The 19,637-nt window shown below is 70.6% G+C and carries 17 protein-coding genes; 9 read left to right on the top strand and 8 right to left on the bottom strand.

What is annotated here, in order from left to right:
* Positions 1-7 precede the first annotated feature (7 nt).
* From MCHT01_RS14845 to MCHT01_RS14835, 3 genes are read left to right on the top strand one after another with little or no spacing between them, the layout of a single operon-like run.
* Positions 8-451 (top strand): hypothetical protein, encoded by a 444-nt coding sequence (locus MCHT01_RS14845; RefSeq protein WP_067066123.1) that lies wholly within the window; start codon positions 8-10, stop codon positions 449-451.
* A complete protein-coding gene (locus tag MCHT01_RS14840; protein WP_245643319.1) occupies positions 448-1,296 on the top strand; it encodes a DUF2145 domain-containing protein in 849 nt (282 codons plus the stop codon). Before MCHT01_RS14845 ends, MCHT01_RS14840 begins: the two co-directional genes overlap by 4 nt.
* A gap of 46 nt (positions 1,297-1,342) precedes the next feature.
* A complete protein-coding gene (locus tag MCHT01_RS14835; protein WP_067066122.1) occupies positions 1,343-3,268 on the top strand; it encodes an MFS transporter in 1,926 nt (641 codons plus the stop codon).
* Between the two features lie 93 nt (positions 3,269-3,361).
* On the opposite strand, the gene MCHT01_RS14830 is transcribed toward MCHT01_RS14835, so the two are convergent.
* Complete coding sequence (locus MCHT01_RS14830) at positions 3,362-3,862, bottom strand: hypothetical protein (RefSeq protein WP_067066121.1); 501 nt, start codon at positions 3,860-3,862, stop codon at positions 3,362-3,364.
* A 116-nt stretch (positions 3,863-3,978) separates the two neighbouring features.
* Positions 3,979-5,106, bottom strand: a complete 1,128-nt coding sequence (tgt, locus tag MCHT01_RS14825) for a tRNA guanosine(34) transglycosylase Tgt (RefSeq protein ID WP_067066120.1) — start codon at positions 5,104-5,106, stop codon at positions 3,979-3,981.
* A 111-nt stretch (positions 5,107-5,217) separates the two neighbouring features.
* On the opposite strand from tgt, the gene MCHT01_RS14820 reads away from it, so the two are divergent.
* The 3 genes from MCHT01_RS14820 to argG all read left to right on the top strand — a co-directional run bounded on the left by MCHT01_RS14820 (position 5,218) and on the right by argG (position 8,204).
* Positions 5,218-6,000 carry a substrate-binding periplasmic protein gene (locus MCHT01_RS14820; RefSeq protein WP_067066119.1) on the top strand — a complete coding sequence of 261 codons (783 nt, stop codon included), beginning with the start codon at positions 5,218-5,220 and terminating at the stop codon, positions 5,998-6,000.
* Between the two features lie 58 nt (positions 6,001-6,058).
* Positions 6,059-6,655, top strand: a complete 597-nt coding sequence (locus MCHT01_RS14815) for an IMPACT family protein (protein WP_067066118.1) — start codon at positions 6,059-6,061, stop codon at positions 6,653-6,655.
* Positions 6,656-6,863: 208 nt separating this feature from the next.
* Positions 6,864-8,204, top strand: a complete 1,341-nt coding sequence (gene argG, locus MCHT01_RS14810; protein ID WP_067066117.1) for an argininosuccinate synthase — start codon at positions 6,864-6,866, stop codon at positions 8,202-8,204.
* 114 nt (positions 8,205-8,318) lie between these two features.
* Here argG and sigJ read toward each other — a convergent pair whose 3' ends face one another.
* The 3 genes from sigJ to MCHT01_RS14795 form a co-directional block, all read right to left on the bottom strand.
* A complete protein-coding gene (sigJ, locus tag MCHT01_RS14805) occupies positions 8,319-9,470 on the bottom strand; it encodes an RNA polymerase sigma factor SigJ (protein ID WP_245643317.1) in 1,152 nt (383 codons plus the stop codon).
* Between the two features lie 46 nt (positions 9,471-9,516).
* Positions 9,517-10,560: a tRNA preQ1(34) S-adenosylmethionine ribosyltransferase-isomerase QueA gene (queA, locus tag MCHT01_RS14800; protein WP_067066116.1), complete on the bottom strand. Its 1,044-nt coding sequence runs from the start codon at positions 10,558-10,560 to the stop codon at positions 9,517-9,519.
* Positions 10,561-10,738: 178 nt separating this feature from the next.
* Complete coding sequence (locus MCHT01_RS14795; RefSeq protein ID WP_067066115.1) at positions 10,739-11,509, bottom strand: substrate-binding periplasmic protein; 771 nt, start codon at positions 11,507-11,509, stop codon at positions 10,739-10,741.
* A gap of 224 nt (positions 11,510-11,733) precedes the next feature.
* Here MCHT01_RS14795 and recG point away from each other — a divergent pair, with 224 nt between their 5' ends.
* Positions 11,734-13,881, top strand: a complete 2,148-nt coding sequence (gene recG / locus MCHT01_RS14790) for an ATP-dependent DNA helicase RecG (protein WP_067066114.1) — start codon at positions 11,734-11,736, stop codon at positions 13,879-13,881.
* 149 nt (positions 13,882-14,030) lie between these two features.
* On the opposite strand, the gene MCHT01_RS14785 is transcribed toward recG, so the two are convergent.
* The 3 genes from MCHT01_RS14785 to panB all read right to left on the bottom strand — a co-directional run bounded on the left by MCHT01_RS14785 (position 14,031) and on the right by panB (position 16,694).
* The gene (locus MCHT01_RS14785; RefSeq protein ID WP_067066113.1) at positions 14,031-14,723 is read right to left on the bottom strand and encodes a peptidylprolyl isomerase; all 693 of its coding nucleotides are present in this window, start codon (positions 14,721-14,723) and stop codon (positions 14,031-14,033) included.
* Between the two features lie 257 nt (positions 14,724-14,980).
* Positions 14,981-15,814, bottom strand: coding sequence for a pantoate--beta-alanine ligase (panC, locus tag MCHT01_RS14780; protein WP_067066112.1), 834 nt, complete (start codon positions 15,812-15,814; stop codon positions 14,981-14,983).
* Between the two features lie 13 nt (positions 15,815-15,827).
* On the bottom strand, positions 15,828-16,694 hold the full coding sequence (gene panB / locus MCHT01_RS14775) for a 3-methyl-2-oxobutanoate hydroxymethyltransferase (protein ID WP_067066111.1): 867 nt from the start codon (positions 16,692-16,694) through the stop codon (positions 15,828-15,830).
* A gap of 86 nt (positions 16,695-16,780) precedes the next feature.
* Between panB and MCHT01_RS14770 the strand changes: the two genes are divergently transcribed.
* Together MCHT01_RS14770 and MCHT01_RS14765 are read left to right on the top strand one after the other, a co-directional pair.
* Positions 16,781-17,701: a hydrogen peroxide-inducible genes activator gene (locus tag MCHT01_RS14770; RefSeq protein WP_067066239.1), complete on the top strand. Its 921-nt coding sequence runs from the start codon at positions 16,781-16,783 to the stop codon at positions 17,699-17,701.
* Between the two features lie 190 nt (positions 17,702-17,891).
* Complete coding sequence (locus MCHT01_RS14765) at positions 17,892-19,376, top strand: catalase (protein ID WP_067066110.1); 1,485 nt, start codon at positions 17,892-17,894, stop codon at positions 19,374-19,376.
* Positions 19,377-19,637 lie beyond the last annotated feature (261 nt).

The following is a 19,637-nucleotide window of genomic DNA, read 5'->3' as shown; positions in this document are numbered from 1 at the left end:
CCTCGTCATGCGACCCCGCGCCTCTCTCCTCAGCGTTCTGACCGCCGCCGCCCTCGCCTTCGGCACGACCGGCGCGGCCCGGGCCCACGGCGGCCCGAGCGACGCCAGCGCCGCGCTGTCCGCGGTGCCGGTGGCCCTCTCGGTGGTGGCGCCCTCCGCGGTGCTGGTCGGCGGGGCGGCCTTCGTCGTCGTCGCCGTCGAGAGCACCGCCCGCGGCACCGTCTGGGTGCTGGAGCGCGCCTCCGATGGCGTGCGCATCAGCGTGGAGTTCTCCGGCAAGGTGCTCAGCGGCGCCGCGACCTCGGTCGGCACCGCCATCGTCGTCACCGCGATCAGCACCGGCTACGTGCTCTCCGCCGCCAGCGAGGCCGTGGCCTTCATCCCGAACGAGATCGGCGCCTCGCTGCTCCACAACGAGCGCGTCACCGACAAGGACCGGGTCCTGCGATGAGCGCCCTGCGCGTCATGTCGGGCGGCCTGCGGCGCCACCTCGCCGCGGCGGCGCTGATCGCGCCGATCGCGCTGCTGGCGGCAGCGCCGGCCCAGGCCGGCCGCCCCTGCGAGGACAAGAAGCCCACGCTGGACCAGATCCGCCGCGGCATGGCGCTGGCGCAGGCCACGGCCGAGGCGCTGGACCGCAGCGGCGCCGACGTCGTGCTGCTGGCCCGCGCCGGCCAGGACCTGAGCGAGTACGGCCTGCGCTGGTCGCACGTGGGCTTCGTCTATCGGGACACGATGGGCAGCGGCGCCGACGCCAAGCCTGTCTGGCGCGTGATGCACAAGCTCAACCAGTGCGGCACCGCGCTGGCGGACCTCTACCGTCAGGGCCTGGGCGAGTTCTTCATGGACAACCCGGTCCGCTACGAGGCGGCCTATGCCGTGCTCGCGCCGGCACTGCAGCAGGCGCTGCTGCCGCTGCTGCGCGAGAACGCTCGCGCGGCCGCGCTGCACAGCCCCGCCTACAGCATGGTGGCCTATCCCTGGGCGACCGAGTACCAGCAGAGCAACCAGTGGGCGCTGGAGACCCTGGCCTCGGCGGCCGCGCCGGGTGAGGTCTTCAACCGGCCGCAGGCGCAAGCCTGGCTGCGCCGCCAGGGCTACACGCCCACCGACCTGCGGCTGTCGACCGCCAAGCGGCTGGGCGCGCGCATCGGCATGGCCAACGTCGCCTTCGACGACCATCCGTCGGCACGACGCTTCTCGGGCCACATCGACACCACGACCGCCGACACCGTCTTCAGCTGGCTGACCCGCAAGGGCCTGGGCCAGGCGCCGCAGGTGGTCAAGGCGCCCTGAGCGCAGCCGCCGCGGTCCCCCCGAACTCCCACCACGAGCCCCTCCCATGAGCGACTCCTCCCACACCAGCCAGTTCGCCCTGCTCGGGCAACGCCGCTTCGCGCCCTTCTTCTGGACGCAGTTCCTCGGCGCCGGCAACGACAACCTGTTCAAGTTCGCCTTCACCGTGCTGGTGACCTACCAGCTCAACCTGAGCTGGCTGCCGCCCAAGCAGGCCGGCCTGGCGATCGGGGCGCTCTTCATCCTGCCCTTCGTGCTGTTCTCGGCCACCAGCGGCCAGCTCGCCGACAAGTACGACAAGGCGCGGCTGATGCGGCTGGTCAAGAGCCTGGAGATCGTGATCATGGCGCTCGCCGCCTTCGGCTTCTACACGGTCAACGTGCCGGTGCTGCTGGGCTGCGTGTTCCTGATGGGCCTGCACTCGACGCTGTTCGGGCCGGTCAAGTACGCCTACCTGCCGCAGCACCTGGACGACCGCGAGATCACCGGCGGCAACGGCATGGTGGAGATGGGGACCTTCGTCTCCATCCTGCTGGGCAACCTGGCCGGCGGCCTGCTGGTGGCGACGCCCATCGTCGGGCCGCAGCATGTCGCGGTGGCCTGCGTGATCGTCGCGGTCCTGGGCCGGCTGACAGCGCAGGCCATCCCGGCCAGCCCGTCCACCGATCCGCACCTGGCCATCAACTGGAACCCGATCACCGAGACCTGGCGCAACCTGAAGCTGGCGCACGGTCAGCTGGCGGTGTTCCGCTCGCTGCTGGGCATCTCGTGGATGTGGTTCTTCGGGGCGGTGTTCCTGGCCAACTTCCCGTCCTTCGCCAAGGAGGTGCTGCATGGCGACGAGCATGTCGCCTCGCTGCTGCTGATGGTGTTCTCGGTGGGCATCGGCGTGGGCTCGCTGCTGTGCGAGGTGCTCTCGCGCCGCCACGTCGAGATCGGCCTGGTGCCGCTGGGCGCGATCGGCATGAGCGTGTTCGCCATCGACCTGTACTTCGCCTCGCGCGGCCTGCCGCCGGCGAACGCCCTGGGCGTGGGCCAGTTCCTGTCGCAGCACGCCCACTGGCGCGTGCTGGCCGACCTGGCGCTGCTGGCGCTGTTCGCGGGTCTGTACAGCGTGCCGATGTATGCGCTGATCCAGATGCGCGCGCAGCCCTCGCACCGCGCCCGCATCATCGCGGCCAACAACATCCTGAACGCGCTGTTCATGATCGCCAGCTCCGTCCTCGCGGGCGCGCTGCTGGGCGCGGGCCTGTCGATCCCGGAGCTGTTCCTGGCGGTGGGCGTGGCCAACGCGGTGGTGGCGTTCTACATCTTCCTGGTGGTGCCGGAGTACCTGCTGCGCTTCATCGCCTTCGTCGTGTCGCGCCTGGTCTACCGCTTCCGCCTGAGCGGCGACCATCACATCCCGACGCAGGGCGCGGCGGTGCTGGTCTGCAACCACGTGAGCTTCGTCGACGCGGTGCTGCTGATGGCCGCGAGCCCGCGTCCGATCCGCTTCCTGATGGACCACCGCATCTTCCGCATCCCGGTGCTGGGCTGGATGTTCAAGCTGGCCAAGGCGATCCCGATCGCGCCGCAGAAGGAAGACCCCGCGACCTACGAAGCCGCCTTCGCCGCCGCCCGCGCGGTACTGGACGACGACGAGCTGGTCTGCATCTTCCCCGAGGGCGGCATCACCCGCGACGGCACGCTGCAGCCCTTCAAGGGCGGCGTCATGAAGCTGGTGGAGAACCACCCGGACCTGCCGGTGGTGCCGATGGCGCTGCAGAACCTGTGGGGCTCGTACTTCTCCCGGGTGGAGAAGGGCGAGGCGATGGTGCGGCCGTTCCGGCGCGGGATGTTCTCGCGCGTCGGACTGGTGGCCGGCGCGCCGATCCCCGCGAAGGACGTGACACCCGAGCTGCTGCGCGAGCGGGTCGGCGCCCTGCTCGGCACGCCGGACGGCATGACGGCGCAACCCGCCAAGGCATGATCCCCGGTTGAACGAAGAAGGCCTCCGCAAGGAGGCCTTCTTCGTTGGGGGGGACGCTTCGATGGTCAGGCCTTCGGAGTTCCCGGTCAGTCTTCAGGCGCTGCGCACGCCCCGCCGCAGCGCGCGCTTGATCCGGAGCTTGATCGTCCGTGCCGTGCGCCACGCGGCGCTGGTACGGACCCACGCGAGCAGTCCGTCCTTCCACACCGTCCAGCGCGCATACAGCCGCGCGAACCAGGGCAGCGTCATCAGCGCCGGATGCGTGAGCGCGAAGATGCGCGCCACCACCGCGGTGCCGAGCACCTTCGCCAGCACGATCACCGCGAGCCCCAGCCCCGGTCGCCCGACGCCCATCAGCCACACCGCGGCGACCTTGATCGGCAGCAGCAGCAGTCCGGGCAGGAAGAACACGACCAGCGCCAGGTAGGGCGGCAGCCGCCTCACGGCGGCCTCGAGCTGGCGGAAGACCGGCAGCCGGCCGATGGCGGCCATCGCGCGCTGCAGCGGCTCCCAGCCCCATTCCTCGAAGAGGATGACGATGGCCAGGACCACGCGGATCAACCAGCGAAACGGCGCGATGAGCAGCTTCAGCATCGCTCGATCTTCACACGCGGCGCCTTAGGGGCCCATGAAGCCCACGCCGGGAAAACCGGCTTGGGCCTGGCATGAAAGCCGGTGGGGGCCGGCCTTGATGACCCGCCCGATCGACCTCAGATCCCGCGCGCGCGATCCGCCAGGAAGCGCCGGCGGAAGCCCTCGAAGTCGCCCGCGTCCAGCGCCTCGCGGACCTCCTTCATGAGGTTGAGGTAGTAGTGCAGGTTGTGCACGCTGGTCAGCATCGGGCCGAGCATCTCGCCGCAACGGTCCAGGTGGTGCAGGTAGGCGCGGCTGAAGTTGGCGCAGCAGTAGCAGCTGCAGGTCTCGTCGACCGGCTTCTCATCGGCCTTGTAGCGCGCATTGCGCAGACGCAGGTCGCCGAAGCGGGTGAACAGGTGGCCGTTGCGCGCGTTGCGGGTCGGCATGACGCAGTCGAACATGTCCACGCCCTGGCGCACGCCCTCGACCAGATCCTCCGGCGTCCCCACGCCCATCAGGTAGCGCGGCTTGTTGTCAGGGAGCTGATGCGCGATGTGGTCCAGCACCCGCAGCATGTCGGCCTTGGGCTCGCCCACCGACAGCCCGCCGATCGCGTAGCCCGGCAGGTCCAGGTCCTTGAGCCCCGCCAGCGACACGTCGCGCAGGTTCTCGAACATGCCGCCCTGCACGATGCCGAACAGCGCGTTGGGGTTCTGCAGCCGCTCGAACTCGTCCTTGCAGCGCTTGGCCCAGCGCAGGCTCATCTCCATCGACAGGCGGGCTTCCTTCTCGGTGGTGAGCTCGCCCTTGGTCTCGTACGGCGTGCACTCGTCGAATTGCATGACGATGTCGCTGTTGAGGATGGTCTGGATCTGCATGGAGATCTCCGGCGTCAGGAACAGCTTGTCCCCGTTCACCGGCGAGGCGAACTTCACGCCCTCCTCCGTGATCTTGCGCATCTCGCCCAGCGACCAGACCTGGAAGCCGCCCGAGTCGGTGAGGATGGGCTTGTTCCAGCTCTCGAACTGATGCAGGCCGCCGAACTGCTTCATGATGTCCAGGCCCGGCCGCATCCACAGGTGGAAGGTGTTGCCCAGGATGATCTGCGCGCCCATCTCCTCGAGCGATCGCGGCATCACGCCCTTCACCGTGCCGTAGGTCCCCACCGGCATGAAGATGGGTGTCTGCACGACGCCGTGATTGAGCGTCATGACGCCGCGACGCGCGCGGCCCTCGGTCTTGAGCAGTTCGAACTTCAGCATGGGCGCGATTATCTCAGCCCCTCTCCGCCCCCTTCTCCAGGGGGCATCCGGTCCCCCGCCCAGGCGTATGCTCGACCGCCAAGAGGGGCTCGGACTCCCGGGGAGACATCGTTGAGGACCTGGATCGCCGCCATCGCGCTGACGGCCGCGGGCATGGGCGCATCGCCGGCCGCGCTGGCCTGCGGGCCGTACTCGGTCGGGATGTACGAGTACAGCTCGCTCTATTACCGCGACGCCGGGGGCCAGTGGACCGGCATCGACAAGGAGGTGGTGGACGAGCTCGCCCGCCGCACCGGTTGCCAGCTCGTCCCGCGCGCCGAGTCGCGCGTGCGCATCTGGGCGCAGCTGGCCTCGGGGCAGATGGACATGACGGTGTCGGCGCTGCCCACGCAGGAACGGGCGCTGCTGGTGGAGTTCATCCCCTACATCGAATCGCGCCAGTACGTCGTGATGCGACCGGCCCTGGCGGCGGCGCTGACGACGCCGGCCGCCTTCCTGGCCCAGCGCGAGCGGCGGGTGATCGTCGTGCGCGGCTACGCCTTCGTCCCGACGCTGGAGAGCTGGCTCACCCGCATGCGGGTGCAGGGCCGGGTGGTCGAGGCCCCGGACCAGACCACCGCGATGCGCGTGTTCAAGGCCGGCCGCGCCGACGCGCTGGTGCTGGGCGCCCACAGCCTGGCGACGGCGCGCCGCAACGATCCCGCCTTCGGGGAGTACACCGCGCTGTCCTACGCGCCGCAGGAGCGGAGCATCGGCGCGCTGGCCCTGTCCCGGCAGCGGATCGCGCAGGAGGACCGCGACCGGATGCGGCACGCCATCGAGGAGATGCTGCGCGACGGCACGCTGGAGGCGATCAAGAAGCGCCACCTGGGCGATCTGTCCGAGACGCCCTGATGCCCGGCCGGCCGCTGAGCGCGCGGCCGCCGCGGCGCACGCATCGACAATCGCGCCCATGCCCTCGAGTCTCGCCGCCCCGGTCCACGCCGAACTGATCATCAAGAAGAGCCGCTTCATCGGATGCGTGGAGTCGGTGCCCGATCGCGCGGCGGCGCTGGCCCGCGTGGAGCAGCTGCGGGCGGCGCATCCCGGCGCGGCGCATGTGTGCTGGGCGCTGATGGCGGGCGGGCAGTCCGCCGCCAACGACGACGGCGAGCCCGGCGGCACCGCCGGCCGGCCGATGCTGGAAGTGCTGCGGCACCAGGACCTGGACGGCGTGCTGGCGACGGTGGTGCGCTACTTCGGCGGCGTGAAGCTGGGCGCGGGCGGGCTGGTGCGGGCCTACACGGACGCGGTGGCGCAGGCGCTGCTCCAGGCGGAGAAGGTGCCGATGGTGCGCCTGCGGACCTTGCGCTGCACCCTGCCCTACGCGCAGGAAGGCCTGCTGCGGCGCGAGGCCGAGAAGGCCGGCGCGGCGCTGGTCGAGGTCGCGCACGGGGCGCTGGTGGACATCACGCTGCGCCTGCCGGAGACCGCGGCCGATGCCTTCGTCGCGGGCTTGAATGAATCGGGGCAGGGGCGGATCGGGTGGTTGAAGGCAGACGCGGATTGACGCGCGCACCATGACGGTCCTTTTAAGGGCCACTATCCCTCGGATGGCGACTTTCTGGCCCTTATAAGGGCCGTTATCCGACGGGCCACGCCACGCCCTGCCACCCCTGCATCGCCCATCCGCGAAGCCTCCCCAGCGGCTTGCTCCCGAGCCCGGCCTAGAATCACGGGCTGCATTTCCCCCACCCTCTTACTGCGCGAGACGTCCCGTGGCCGCAACCATCCTCCAAAAGATCCCCTCTGGCGAACGCGTCGGCATCGCCTTCTCCGGCGGCCTGGACACCAGCGCCGCGGTGCACTGGATGCGCGCCAAGGGCGCCATCCCTTGCGCCTACACCGCCAACCTGGGCCAGCCCGACGAGTCCGACTACGACGAGATCCCCCGCAAGGCCAAGGCCTACGGCGCCGAGATCGCCCGCCTGATCGACTGCCGCGCGCAGCTCGTCGCCGAAGGCATCGCCGCGATCCAGTGCGGCGCGTTCCACATCAAGAGCGGCGGCGCCACCTACTTCAACACCACCCCGCTGGGCCGCGCCGTCACCGGCACCGCCCTGGTGGTGGCGATGCGCGACGACGGCGTCAACATCTGGGGCGACGGGTCGACGTTCAAGGGCAACGACATCGAGCGCTTCTACCGCTACGGTCTGCTCGCCAACCCGTCCCTCAAGATCTACAAGCCCTGGCTGGACCAGACCTTCATCGACGAGCTCGGCGGTCGCAAGGAGATGAGCGAGTACCTCATCGCCAACGGCTTCGACTACAAGATGAGCGTGGAGAAGGCCTACTCGACCGACTCCAACATGCTGGGCGCGACCCACGAGGCCAAGGACCTGGAGTTCCTGAACAAGGGCATGAACATCGTCAACCCGATCATGGGCGTGGCCTTCTGGAAGGACGACGTCGCGATCAAGGCGGAGACGGTCACCGTGCGCTTCGAGGAAGGCGTCCCGGTCGCGCTGAACGGCCAGAGCTTCCCGAACGCGGTCGAGCTGTTCATGGAAGCCAACCGCATCGGCGGCCGCCACGGCCTGGGCATGTGCGACCAGATCGAGAACCGCATCATCGAAGCCAAGTCCCGCGGCATCTACGAAGCCCCCGGGATGGCGCTGCTGCACATCGCCTACGAGCGCCTGGTCACCGGCATCCACAACGAGGACACCATCGAGCAGTACCGCATGAACGGCATGAAGCTGGGCCGTCTGCTGTACCAGGGCCGCTGGTTCGACCCGCAATGCCTGATGCTGCGCGAGACCGCCCAGCGCTGGGTCGCCCGCGCCATCACCGGCGAGGTGACGCTGGAGCTGCGCCGCGGCAATGACTACTCGATCATGGACACGGTCAGCGCCAACCTGACCTACGCGCCGGAGCGCCTGTCCATGGAGAAGGTCGAGGACGCCGCCTTCTCGCCGGCCGACCGCATCGGCCAGTTGACCATGCGCAACCTGGACATCGCCGACACGCGCGAGAAGCTGGGCGTGTACAGCCGCGCCGGCCTGCTGGGCAAGAACTCGGAAGGCTCGATTCCGCTGCTGACCGGCGGCGACGAGTAAGGTCCACCGCCTGGAGCGCGACGTCGCTTCAGACGTCCATGAGAAAGCCGCTGATCGCTCAGCGGCTTTTTTGTTGTCCCGCGCTTGCGGAGGCCTCGCCCGTCGCGTCCGGCATCAGGCGTCGCGCGAGGTCCCGCCCCGAGGCGCCAGGGCGTCCGGAGACGCCGGATCCACCACCACGACGGCCGCGCGCGGCGCGCCCTCGCCGGGCAGCGGTGCGATCGGGGCCAGGTGCCGCAGCTTGTCCGGGTTGCGCTGCACGTAGATGGCGCTGATCCGGCCCGGCTCGGCGGCCGGCCGCAGTGCCACGGTCTGGATGGGCGCACCGTCCGGGCCGTAGACGATGTAGCCCGGCAGACCGTTGACCCGCGCCTGGCGCACCCGCCAGGCGCTGCTGGTCGGCAGCTTCGCGAAGCCGACGAAGGCCCGCGCCACCAGCGCCCCACCCTCCAGCGCCTTGGGCACCGCGGAGACCTTGCCCCCACCATCGGCCAGCAGCACGGCGTCCTCGGTCAGCACCTTGGCCAGCGCGTCGACGTCGAAGGAGGTCAGCGCGTCCATGAAGGCGCCGAACAGCCGCTGGCGCTCCTCGTCCTCGACCTCGTGGCGGGCGTAGTCCGCCTTGACGTGCTGGCGGGCACGGCTGACCAGCTGGCGGCAGGCCGCCTCGCTGCGGTTCAGGCGCCGGGCGACCTCGTCGAAGTCCAGCTCGAAGACCTCGCGCAGCAGGAAGGCGGCGCGCTCCAGCGGTGACAGGCGCTCCAGCGTCAGCATGAACGCCACCGACACGTCCTGCGCGAACTCGGCCTGCGTCTCCGGGCTGGGCGACCAGTCGCCCGCCTCGTCGACCAGCGGCTCCGGCAGCCAGACGCCGACGTACTGCTCGCGCCGGACGGCCGCCGACTGCAGCCGGTCCAGGCACAGGTTGGTCACCAGCCGCGAGAGGAAGGCGCCGGCATGGTTCACCGTGGCCTCGTCCACCTCGGCCCAGCGCAGCCAGGCCTCCTGGACGATGTCCTCGGCCTCGGCCCGCGAGCCCAGCATCCGGTAGGCCAGCGCCCGCAGCGAGCGCGCATGGTCACGGTCGAAGCGCAGCGCGCGGGCGGCCGCCGAGTGGGCGTCGAGCGCCGGCGGCCCGCTCGGCGACAGCGCCGGGGGGAGGTCCGGATCGGTCCGTGGATCGACCCGGGGATCGGCGATGGAACCGAGGGTCGGATCGGGGATCGGATCGGTGGCGTCGTGGGTGGCTGGCATCGCGGTCGTCATGAGCTTGTCCTGTGGACAAGACGACGCAGCCTACCCGCTTGTGACGTCAATCCCCGCGGCGCTCGAGCAGCATTGCGTCGCCGTAGCTGAAGAAGCGGTAGCGCTGGGCGATCGCGTGGCGGTAGAGCGCCATGATCGGCTCGTACCCGGCGAAGGCCGAGACCAGCATCATCAGCGTGCTCTTGGGCAGGTGGAAGTTGGTCACCAGCCGGTCCACGACCTGGAATTCGAAGCCGGGGGTGATGAAGATGTCGGTCTCGCGCGCGCCGGCCGTCAGCGCCCCGCCGCGCGCGGCGGACTCCAGCGCCCGCAGCGTGGTCGTCCCCACGGCCGTCACCCGGCCGCCCGCGGCCCGGCAGCGCTCGATCGCGGCCACGGTCTCGGGCGTGACCTGGAACCACTCGCTGTGCATCTTGTGCTCGGCCAGCGATTCCACCCGCACCGGTTGGAACGTCCCGGCGCCCACGTGCAGCGTCACGTGCGCGGTGCCGACGCCGCGCTCGGCCAGCCGGGCCAGCAGGGCCTCGTCGAAGTGCAGCGCGGCGGTGGGCGCGGCGACGGCGCCGGGCTCGCGCGCGAAGACGGTCTGGTAGCGCCGCACGTCGTCGGCGGAGTCGTCATGCGCGATGTAGGGCGGCAGCGGCACATGGCCGTGGCGCTCCAGCAGCTCGAACGGATCGCCGGACAGGCGCAGGTGGAAGAGGCCGTCGTCCGGGCCGCAGCGGCCCAGCACCTCGGCGTCGAAGGCCTCGGCGAAGCGCACCACCGCGCCGGCCTTGGGGCTCTTGCTGGCGCGCATGTGGGCCCAGACCTCGCGGGTGCCGGGCAGCACGCGCTCGACCAGGGCCTCGACCGCGCCGCCGCTGGACTTCTGGCCGTACAGCCGCGCCTTGATGACCTTGGTGTCGTTGAACACCAGCAGGTCGCCGGGGTTGAGCAGATCCGGCAGCTCGCGGAACACGCGGTCCACGGGCGGGTCGACGCGGCCGTCGAGCAGACGCGAGGCGCTGCGCTCGGCGGCGGGATGCTGGGCGATGAGGTCGTCGGGCAGAGCGAAATCGAAGTCGCTCACCGTGAAGAGTCGGGACATGCGCGTTGAGGGCCGGACGGACCCGTGCCAATCGGAGAGGGGGAATCGCACCGGCCGCGCGGGGCCACCGAGGCCGCCGGGCCTGTCCGGGCCCTCGGGGACGCCGCCAGGCCCCGGTCGGTGCGGGGAGGCCGCGATTGTCCCATGCGTCCGCCGGCGGGATCGCCCCGCCTCGCGCTCACTGCCAGCGCGCGCCCTGGTGCAGCAGCGCGGCCAGGCGACCGCTGGACTGCATGTCCCCGATGCCGCGCGCGAAGGCGGCGGCCTGCCGCTCGCCCTCCGGCCGGGTGCGAGAGAAGGCGGTGTACAGCGGGATCTCCGCCACGGCGGGCTCCAGCCAGACCAGCTTGCCCGCCCCTTCGCGCAGCTGGGTCTCGAGCAGATGCATGGCCACGCCCTTGTCGATCAGCGCCAGGTCGACGCGGCCGGCCAGCAGCTTGCGCAGGTTGGCCAGGTCGTCGACCGCGCCTTCGACCGGCAGCTTGGCGGCCTCGAAACGCTCCGGGTTCGCATACCCGTTGACCACGCCGATGCGCTTGCCTTGCAGCGCGCTCAGGTCGTCCACGCGCAGCCCGGCCCCGGCGCGCGCCATGAAGCCGATCTGGTTGAGGATGCCCAGCGGGGTCGGGAAGCGCATCGTGCGTTCGCGCTCGGCGGAGCGCCAGGCGCCGACGACGGCGTCGAAGTCACCGCGCTGGAACTCCAGCAGCGCGCGCGCCCAGGGTCGGAAGCTCAGGGTCACCGACTGGCCGGCCTGGGCGAGCGCGGCCCGCGTGATCTCGCTGGCGATGCCGCCGCCGGGCAGCGCGCTGCCGGTGTAGGGCGGGAACTCGGTGGCGACCAGGCGCAGCGGCGCGTCCGCGGCGCGCGCGGGCACGCCCAGTCCGGCGGCGGTGGCGCCGACGGCCACGGCGGTGAGGTGGAGCAGGCAGTCGCGTCGGGAGGTCATGGACGGTGGGGGCCCGATCGGGCGGAGTCGGCCAGTCACGCGGCCCGCTCCGGGGGCCGCACGGGCGCGAGCCTAGCAGGCGGCGCGGGCCCTCCGCGTACTCACAGACCCGGGTGGCGACGTGGCGATCCGACGAAGGTCGTCCGCGCTGGCGGGCGCTCCCCGATGCCACGACGGGCGTGACTCCGCGGAGACGGGAAACGGCGCAGGCAGAATGCCGCCCCATGTCCGAGGCCCGATCCGTTCCGTCGTCGAAGCCGCCGCCCGGCGCGGCCGGTGGCGACGCGCCGGCCAAGGCGGCGCCGGCGCAGAAATCCGCCCCGCAGAAAGCCATGGAGAAGCTCGGCCTGACGCGCGACATCGACCTGGCGCTGCACCTGCCGCTGCGCTACGAGGACGAGACCACGCTGGCCCCGCTGGGCGACGCCCGCGACGGCGACACGCTGCAATGCGAGGGCGAGGTGATCGAGAGCCGCATCGAGATGCGTGGCCGCCGCCAGCTGCTGGTCAAGCTGCGCGACGACGAGGGCGCCCTGCTGCTGCTGCGCTTCCTGCACTTCTATCCCTCGCACCAGAAGACCCTGGCCGTGGGCGCGCGCGTGCGGGTGCGCGGCGAGATCCGCGTCGGCTTCTTCGGCCGCGAGATGGTCCACCCCAACTTCCGCAAGGTCGAGGCGGACACGCCGCTGGCGACCTCGCTCACGCCGGTCTATCCGACCAGCGCGCAGCTGCCGCAGGCCTACCTGCGCAAGGCCGTCGCCTCAGGGCTGCGACGCGCCCCGCTGGACGAGGTGCTGCCGCAGGCGCTGATCCCGCGCGGCCTGCCGCCGCTGCGCGACGCGCTCAACTTCCTGCACCACCCGCCGCCCTCGGCCGGACTCTCCACGCTGGAGGACCACACCCATCCGGCCTGGCAGCGGCTCAAGTTCGAGGAGCTGCTGGCCCAGCAGCTCAGCCAGCAACGCGCCCAGCGCGAGCGCGCCCATCTGCGCGCGCCCGCCTTGCGCGGCCAGCCGGGCGGACTGCATGAGCGGCTGCTCGCCGCCCTGCCCTTCGCGCTGACCGGCGCGCAGCGGCGCGTGTGCGAGGAGATCGCCGGCGACCTCGCGCGCCCGCAGCCCATGCACCGGCTGCTGCAGGGGGACGTGGGCTCGGGCAAGACCGTGGTGGCCGCGATCGCCGCGGCCGTGGCCATCGACGCGGGTTGGCAGTGCGCGCTGATGGCGCCCACCGAGATCCTGGCCGAGCAGCACTTCCGCAAGCTGATCGGCTGGCTGGAGCCGCTGGGCATCCGCGTCGCGTGGATCACCGGCAGCGTCAAGGGCAAGGCGCGGCAGAAGATGCTGGACGCGGCCGCCTCTGGCGAGGCCACGCTGATCGTCGGCACGCACGCGGTCATCGAGGACAAGGTGCGCTTCCACCGGCTGGGGCTGGCGATCATCGACGAGCAGCATCGCTTCGGCGTCGCGCAGCGACTGGCGCTGCGCAAGAAGCTCGCCGACGAGGCGGCCGGCGTGGCGGATCCCTCCACGCCGGGTTCGGGCCCGCTGGAGCCCCACCTGCTGATGATGAGCGCCACGCCCATCCCGCGCACCCTGGCGATGACCTACTTCGCCGACCTGGACGTGTCCACCATCGACGAGCTGCCGCCCGGCCGCAGCCCCATCGTCACGCGCGTCTTCGCCGACGGACGGCGCGACGACGTGATCGAGAAGATCGCCGCGTCGGTCGAGGACGGGCGCCAGGTCTACTGGGTCTGCCCGCTGATCGAGGAGTCCGAGGCGCTGGACCTGAAGAACGCCACCGAGACCCACGCCGAGCTCAGCGCCGCGCTGCCCGGCCGCATGGTGGGGCTGCTGCACGGCCGCATGCCGCCGGCGGAGAAGGCCGCGGTGATGTCGCTGTTCAGCGGCGGACAGCTGAGCGTGCTGGTCGCGACCACGGTGATCGAGGTCGGCGTCGACGTGCCCAACGCCAGCGTGATGGTGATCGAGCATGCCGAGCGCTTCGGCCTGTCGCAGCTGCACCAGCTGCGCGGACGCGTGGGTCGGGGCTCGGTCGCGAGCGTGTGCGTGCTGATCTACACCGGGCCGCTGTCGGACACCGGCAAGTCGCGGCTGCGCGCGATGGCCGAGACCACCGACGGCTTCGAGATCGCGCGGCGCGACCTGGACATCCGCGGCCCCGGCGAGTTCATGGGCGCGCGCCAGAGCGGCGCGCAGCTGCTGCGCTTCGCCGATCTGCAGGAGGACGCGCCGCTGCTGAGCGCGGCGCGGGCGCTGGCGCCCAAGCTGCTCGACGAACAGCCGCGCGCCGCGCAGCTGCAGGTGGAGCGCTGGCTCGGCCACAAGACCGAGTACCTCAAGGCCTGATCCCGTCCGCGCGCGTCACGGCCCGCGCCATGGCCTCGCAACGGCCCGCGCCGTGGCCGCGAGCGGCCACCAACGACAACGCCGCCGGCGGTCCCAGGAGGACCCCGCGGCGGCGCTGGGCGGGACCGGCCGCGCGGGCCGGTCGTCGATCACTTCAGCTGGATGGCCCAGTACAGCAGGACCTCGGTCGCCGGGGTGTCGGCGCCGGGAGCCAGTTGCGGCTCGGCGTTGATCTTGTCGATCGTGGCCGTGCCCGAGATGACGCTGCCGAAGACCGCGTAGCCGGGGTTCAGCGCGTCCTTGTAGTCCAGCTGGCCGCTGTTGTCGACGCTGTTGAAGTAGAACTGGCTGGTCGCCGAGTCGGCGGCCGCGGTGCGCGCCATGCCGATCGTGTACTTCTTGTTGGACAGGCCGGCGATGTTGGATTCCAGCTTGATCGCCGCGTTCAGGCCGGTCTTGGCCGCGCCGCCGCTGACGAAGCCGCCGCCCTGCGCCACGAAGTTGGGCACCACGCGATGGAAGATGGTGTTGTCGTAGAACTTGGCGTTGACGTACTTCAGGAAGTTGTCGACGCTCAGCGGCGCGCGGGCGTCCAGCGCGACGACGATCTCACCGTCGCTGGTCAGCATGCAGACCGTGTGCGCGGCCGTGCTGGCGGTCGATGCGGCGATGCCCGCGGCGCTGCAGCTGGTCGTCGGCGCGACGGTCACGGGGTTCGGCTTGGGCAGGAGCGGGCCGGAATCGCCGCCACCGCCGCCGCAGGCGGCCAGGAAGACGGCGCCGCCGAGCGCGGCGGACAGGGCCAGCAGACGGCCGGCGTTCGGGATGGTGTGGGACTTCATGGGAGGAGGCGGGGAGTTCGTGACTCCCGGTCGGGCGTGGAAAGCGCGCAGTATCGTGTCAGCCCCGACACAATCCAGCCCCGCCGTGCGTGCGCCGCACGAGAGCACCCCAGGCTTTCCCTAACGCTTTCTTAACCGGGTGTTGCAGTTCACCCAGCGTCCAGGAAAGTCCCCGCCGGTCGGGCATCGGCGCGCTGTCGATCCGGCGCCCGAGGGCGTCCATGCCCCGTCGATCCGGCGCCTCTCGGCGCCGCGGATCAGCACTCGAGGTTGTCGATCAGGCGCGTCTCGCCGATGCGCGCGGCGGCCAGCGCCACCAGCGGTTCGCCCTCGCGGGCGGGGCCCAGGTCGTGGCGGCGGCGCAGCGTCAGATAGTCCGGCGCCCAGCCCGCGTCGCGCAGCGACCGCATCGCGTCGGCCTCGATGCGGTCCAGGTCGCGCTCGCCCGCCTGCCAGCGCGCGATCAGCGCCTTCAGCGTGCGCGACAGCAGCAACGCGTCCTGCTTCTGCTGCTCGCTCAGGTAGCCGTTGCGCGAGGACAGCGCCAGGCCATCGGCGTTGCGCTCGGTCTCGCCGGCGAGGATGCGGATGGGCATCGCCAGCTGGTCCACCATGCGGCGGATCACCATCAGCTGCTGGTAGTCCTTCTTGCCGAAGACGGCCACGTCCGGCTGCACGATCTGGAACAGCTTGGCCACCACCGTGCAGACGCCGATGAAGAAGCCGGGCCGGAAGTGTCCTTCCAGGATGTCGGCCAGCTCGGCGGGGGGATGCACCTTGTAGCCCTGGGGCTCGGGGTACATCTCCTTCTCGTCCGGCGCGAAGATGACGTCGCAGGTCGCGCTTTCGAGCAGTTCCGCGTCGCGGGGCAGTGTGCGCGGGTAGCGGTCGAAGTCCTCGTGCGGCGCGAACTGCAGCCGGTTGACGAAGATGCTGGCGACGACGACACCGTCCGGTCCCACCGCGGCGCGCGCCTGACGCACCAGCGCCAGATGCCCCTCGTGCAGATTGCCCATGGTGGGGACGAAAGCGACGGACTTGTCGCCCGCGAGCGCGGCCCGCAGGCCGGCGATGTCGTGATGGATCTTCATGGCGAGGGCCCGATCAGTAGGTGTGCTCGGGCGCCGGGAAGGCGCCGGACTTCACGTCCGCGACGTAGCGGGCGAAGGCCTCGCCCACCGAGGCCGAGCCTTGCATGAAGTCGCGCACGAAGCGCGGCTTGCGCCCGCCGCCCACGCCCAGCATGTCGTGCATCACCAGCACCTGGCCGGAGCATTCCGCGCCGGCGCCGATGCCGATCACCGGCACGCCCAGCTCGCGGGTCAGCTCACCCGCGAGCGCGGCGGGCACCATCTCCAGCAGCAGCATCTGCGCGCCGGCGTCGACCAGTTCGCGCGCATGGGACTTGATCTGGGCGGCGCTCTCGGCGTCCTTGCCCTGGACCTTGTAGCCGCTGAGCGCGGTCACGGTCTGCGGCGTCAGGCCCAGGTGGGCGCAGACGGGGATGCCGCGCTCGGTCAGGAAGCGGACGGTCTCGGTGGTCCAGCCGCCCCCTTCGAGCTTGATCATGTGGGCACCGGCCTGGGCCAGCTGCATCGCATTGCGCCAGGCGACCTGGGGCGACTCGTGATACGTGCCGTAGGGCAGGTCCGAGACGATCCAGGCCCGCTGGCGGGCGCGGGCGACACAACCCGTGTGATAGACCATCGCGTCCAGCGTCACCGGGACCGTGGTCTGCAGGCCCTGCACCACGTTGCCCAGCGAATCCCCGATCAGGATCGAGTCCACGCCCGCGTCCTCCATCGCGTGGGCGAAGGTGGCGTCGTAGGCGGTCAGCATGGCGATCTTCTCGCCGGCGGCATGCATGTCGAGCAGGCGCTGCAGCGTGACGGGCTTGCGCTCGGGGGAAGTCGAGGAGGCGGCCGCGGACGGGCGCGGCGCGCTGGCGTAAGGGGAGGTCGGTTCGGTCATGCGTGTCCCCTGGAAGGGAGGCCCATGGGTGGGGCGGCAGTGTACCGGCGGTGCCAGGAGGGCGCTTTCTGAGGACAATGCCGGCCATGACCCTCACCGAATTGCGCTACATCGTCGCCGTCGCCCGCGAGCGCCATTTCGGCCGCGCGGCCGAAGCCTGTTTCGTGTCGCAGCCGACCTTGTCGGTCGCGATCAAGAAGCTGGAAGAGGAGCTGGACGTCAAGATCTTCGAGCGCGGCGCCAACGAGGTGACCATGACCCCGCTGGGCGAGGACATCGTGCGCCAGGCCCAGTCGGTGATCGAGCAGGCCAGCGCGATCAAGGACATCGCCAAGCGCGGCAAGGACCCGCTGGACGGGCCGCTGCGGCTGGGCATCATCTACACGATCGGCCCGTATCTGCTGCCGGAGCTGGTCAAGCATTGCATCGACCTCTACCCACGCATGCCGCTGATGCTGCAGGAGAACTTCACCCAGAAGCTGCTGGACATGCTGCGCACCGGGGAGCTGGACTGCGCCATCATGGCCGAGCCCTTCCCCGACGCCGGCCTGGCGGTGGCGCCGCTGTACGACGAGTCCTTCGTCGTCGCGGTTCCCGCCTCCCACCCGCTGGCCAAGAAGGAGCGCATCAGCGCCGAGGAGCTCAAGGCCGAGACCATGCTGCTGCTGGGCAACGGTCACTGCTTCCGCGATCACGTGCTGGAGGTCTGCCCGGAGTTCGCGCGCTTCTCGACCGACGCGGAGGGCATCCGCAAGAGTTTCGAGGGGAGCTCGCTGGAGACGATCAAGCACATGGTGGCGTCCGGGATGGGCGTGACCGTGGTGCCGGCGCTGAGCGTGCCGGACGTGGTCCCGGCGCACCTGCGCTACGTGCCCTTCGAGGCCCCGGCCCCGACGCGCCGCGTGGTGCTGGCCTGGCGCCGCACCTTCACCCGCTACGAGGCCGTCGCCGCCCTGCGCAATGCGGTCTATGCGTGCGAGCTGAAGGGGGTGGAGCGCTTGTCGTGAGCGAGCGCCTGCAGGCGCTCAATCGCTCACTTTGATTTTGGCTATGGTCGCGCTTAGGCTATTCAAATAGCCTCATCAATAGCCAATCCCTAAAGTCTCTCCTCATGCCGATCCGGCGCCCCTCCTCCGGGAGAGGCCCGGGCCATCGAAGCGGCCTACAAAGCCAGTCCCAGCATCGAGGAGTGCCCCCATGAGCGCCAAGCCCCATCATCCCGCCCAGTGCCCGGTCATGACCACGACCGCCGGCGCGCCCATCGCCGACAACCAGAACACCCTGACCGCCGGCCCCCGCGGCCCGGTCCTGATGCAGGACTACCAGCTGCTCGAGAAGCTGGCCCACCAGAACCGCGAGCGCATCCCCGAGCGCGCCGTCCACGCCAAGGGCTGGGGCGCCTTCGGCACCCTCACCGTCACCCACGACATCTCCCGCTTCACCCGCGCCAAGCTCTTCGCCGAGGTCGGCAAGCAGACGCCGATGCTGGCCCGCTTCTCGACCGTCGCCGGCGAGCAGGGCGCCGCCGACGCCGAACGCGACGTGCGCGGCTTCGCGCTCAAGTTCTACACGGACGAGGGCAACTGGGACCTGGTGGGCAACAACACGCCGGTCTTCTTCATCCGCGACCCGCTCAAGTTCCCCGACTTCATCCGCACCCAGAAGCGCCACCCGGTCAGCAACCTGCGATCGGCCACCGCGGCCTGGGACTTCTGGAGCCTCTCGCCCGAGTCGCTGCACCAGGTCACCATCCTGATGAGCGATCGCGGCATCCCCGTCAGCCCGCGCTTCATGAACGGCTACGGCTCCCACGCCTTCAGCTTCTGGAACGCCGACGGCGAGCGCTTCTGGGTCAAGTTCCACTTCAAGACCCGCCAGGGCCATCGCACGATGACCAACGCCGAAGCCTCGGCCGTCATCGCGCAGACCCGCGAGAGCTTCCAGGAAGACCTGTTCGGCGCCATCGGCAAGGGCGAGTTCCCGCAGTGGACGATGTTCGTGCAGGTCATGCCCGAGCTCGACGCCGACAAGACCCCGTACAACCCCTTCGACCTGACCAAGGTCTGGCCCCATGCGGACTACCCGCTGATCGAGGTCGGCGTGCTGGAGCTCAACCGCAATCCCGAGAACTACTTCGAGGAGATCGAGCAGGCCGCCTTCTCCCCGAGCAACGTCGTGCCCGGCATCGGTTTCAGCCCGGACCGCGTGCTGCAGGCCCGCATCTTCAGCTACGCCGACGCGCACCGCTATCGCCTGGGCACGCATTACGAGGCGCTCCCGGTCAACAAGCCGCAGTGCCCGGTCCATCACTATCACAAGGATGGCTCGATGAAGTTCTTCCGCACGCCCACCGGCAACGCGGACGCCTACTACGAGCCCAACAGCTTCGGCGGCGCGACGCAGGATCCCTCCGTGGCCGAGCCCCCGCTGCGCCTGACCGGCGACGCGGCCCGCTTCGACCACCGCGCGGGCAACGACGACTACGGCCAGCCCGGCGCCCTGTTCCGCCTGCTGGGCGCGGAGCAGCAGCAGCGCCTGGGCCGCAACATCGCCGAGTCCATGCGCGGCGTGCCGGCCTTCATCATCGACCGCCAACTGGGCCACTTCGACAAGGCGGATCCCGACTACGGCCGGGTCGTCCGCGCCGCGCTCAGCGCACTGGACATCGAGCACACGGCCTGATCGCCGCGCGGGTGACGTCGACGGCGGACGTCGGCGTCGATTTCATTTGCAAGGAGCACGACATGACCCCGAAATCAGGACAACGCACCATCGGCTGGCTGCTGGTCGCGGCCGGGTCCGCGCTGAACGTCCAGACGCTCGTCGACTGGATGCGTCACAGCGTGGCCTGATCGGGTCGCGTCACGCCCATCGGACGCCTCGCCGCCTCGCCCCGGGTCACACAGATGGGTTAGGCTGCGCGGCGTCTTTCTTGTTTCATTC

Origin of the sequence: Mitsuaria chitosanitabida ATCC BAA-476 = NBRC 102408, from assembly GCF_001598255.1 — a bacterium.
Taxonomy (GTDB): Bacteria; Pseudomonadota; Gammaproteobacteria; order Burkholderiales; family Burkholderiaceae_C; genus Roseateles; species Roseateles chitosanitabidus.
This window is presented reverse-complemented; position numbering and strand designations above follow the sequence as displayed.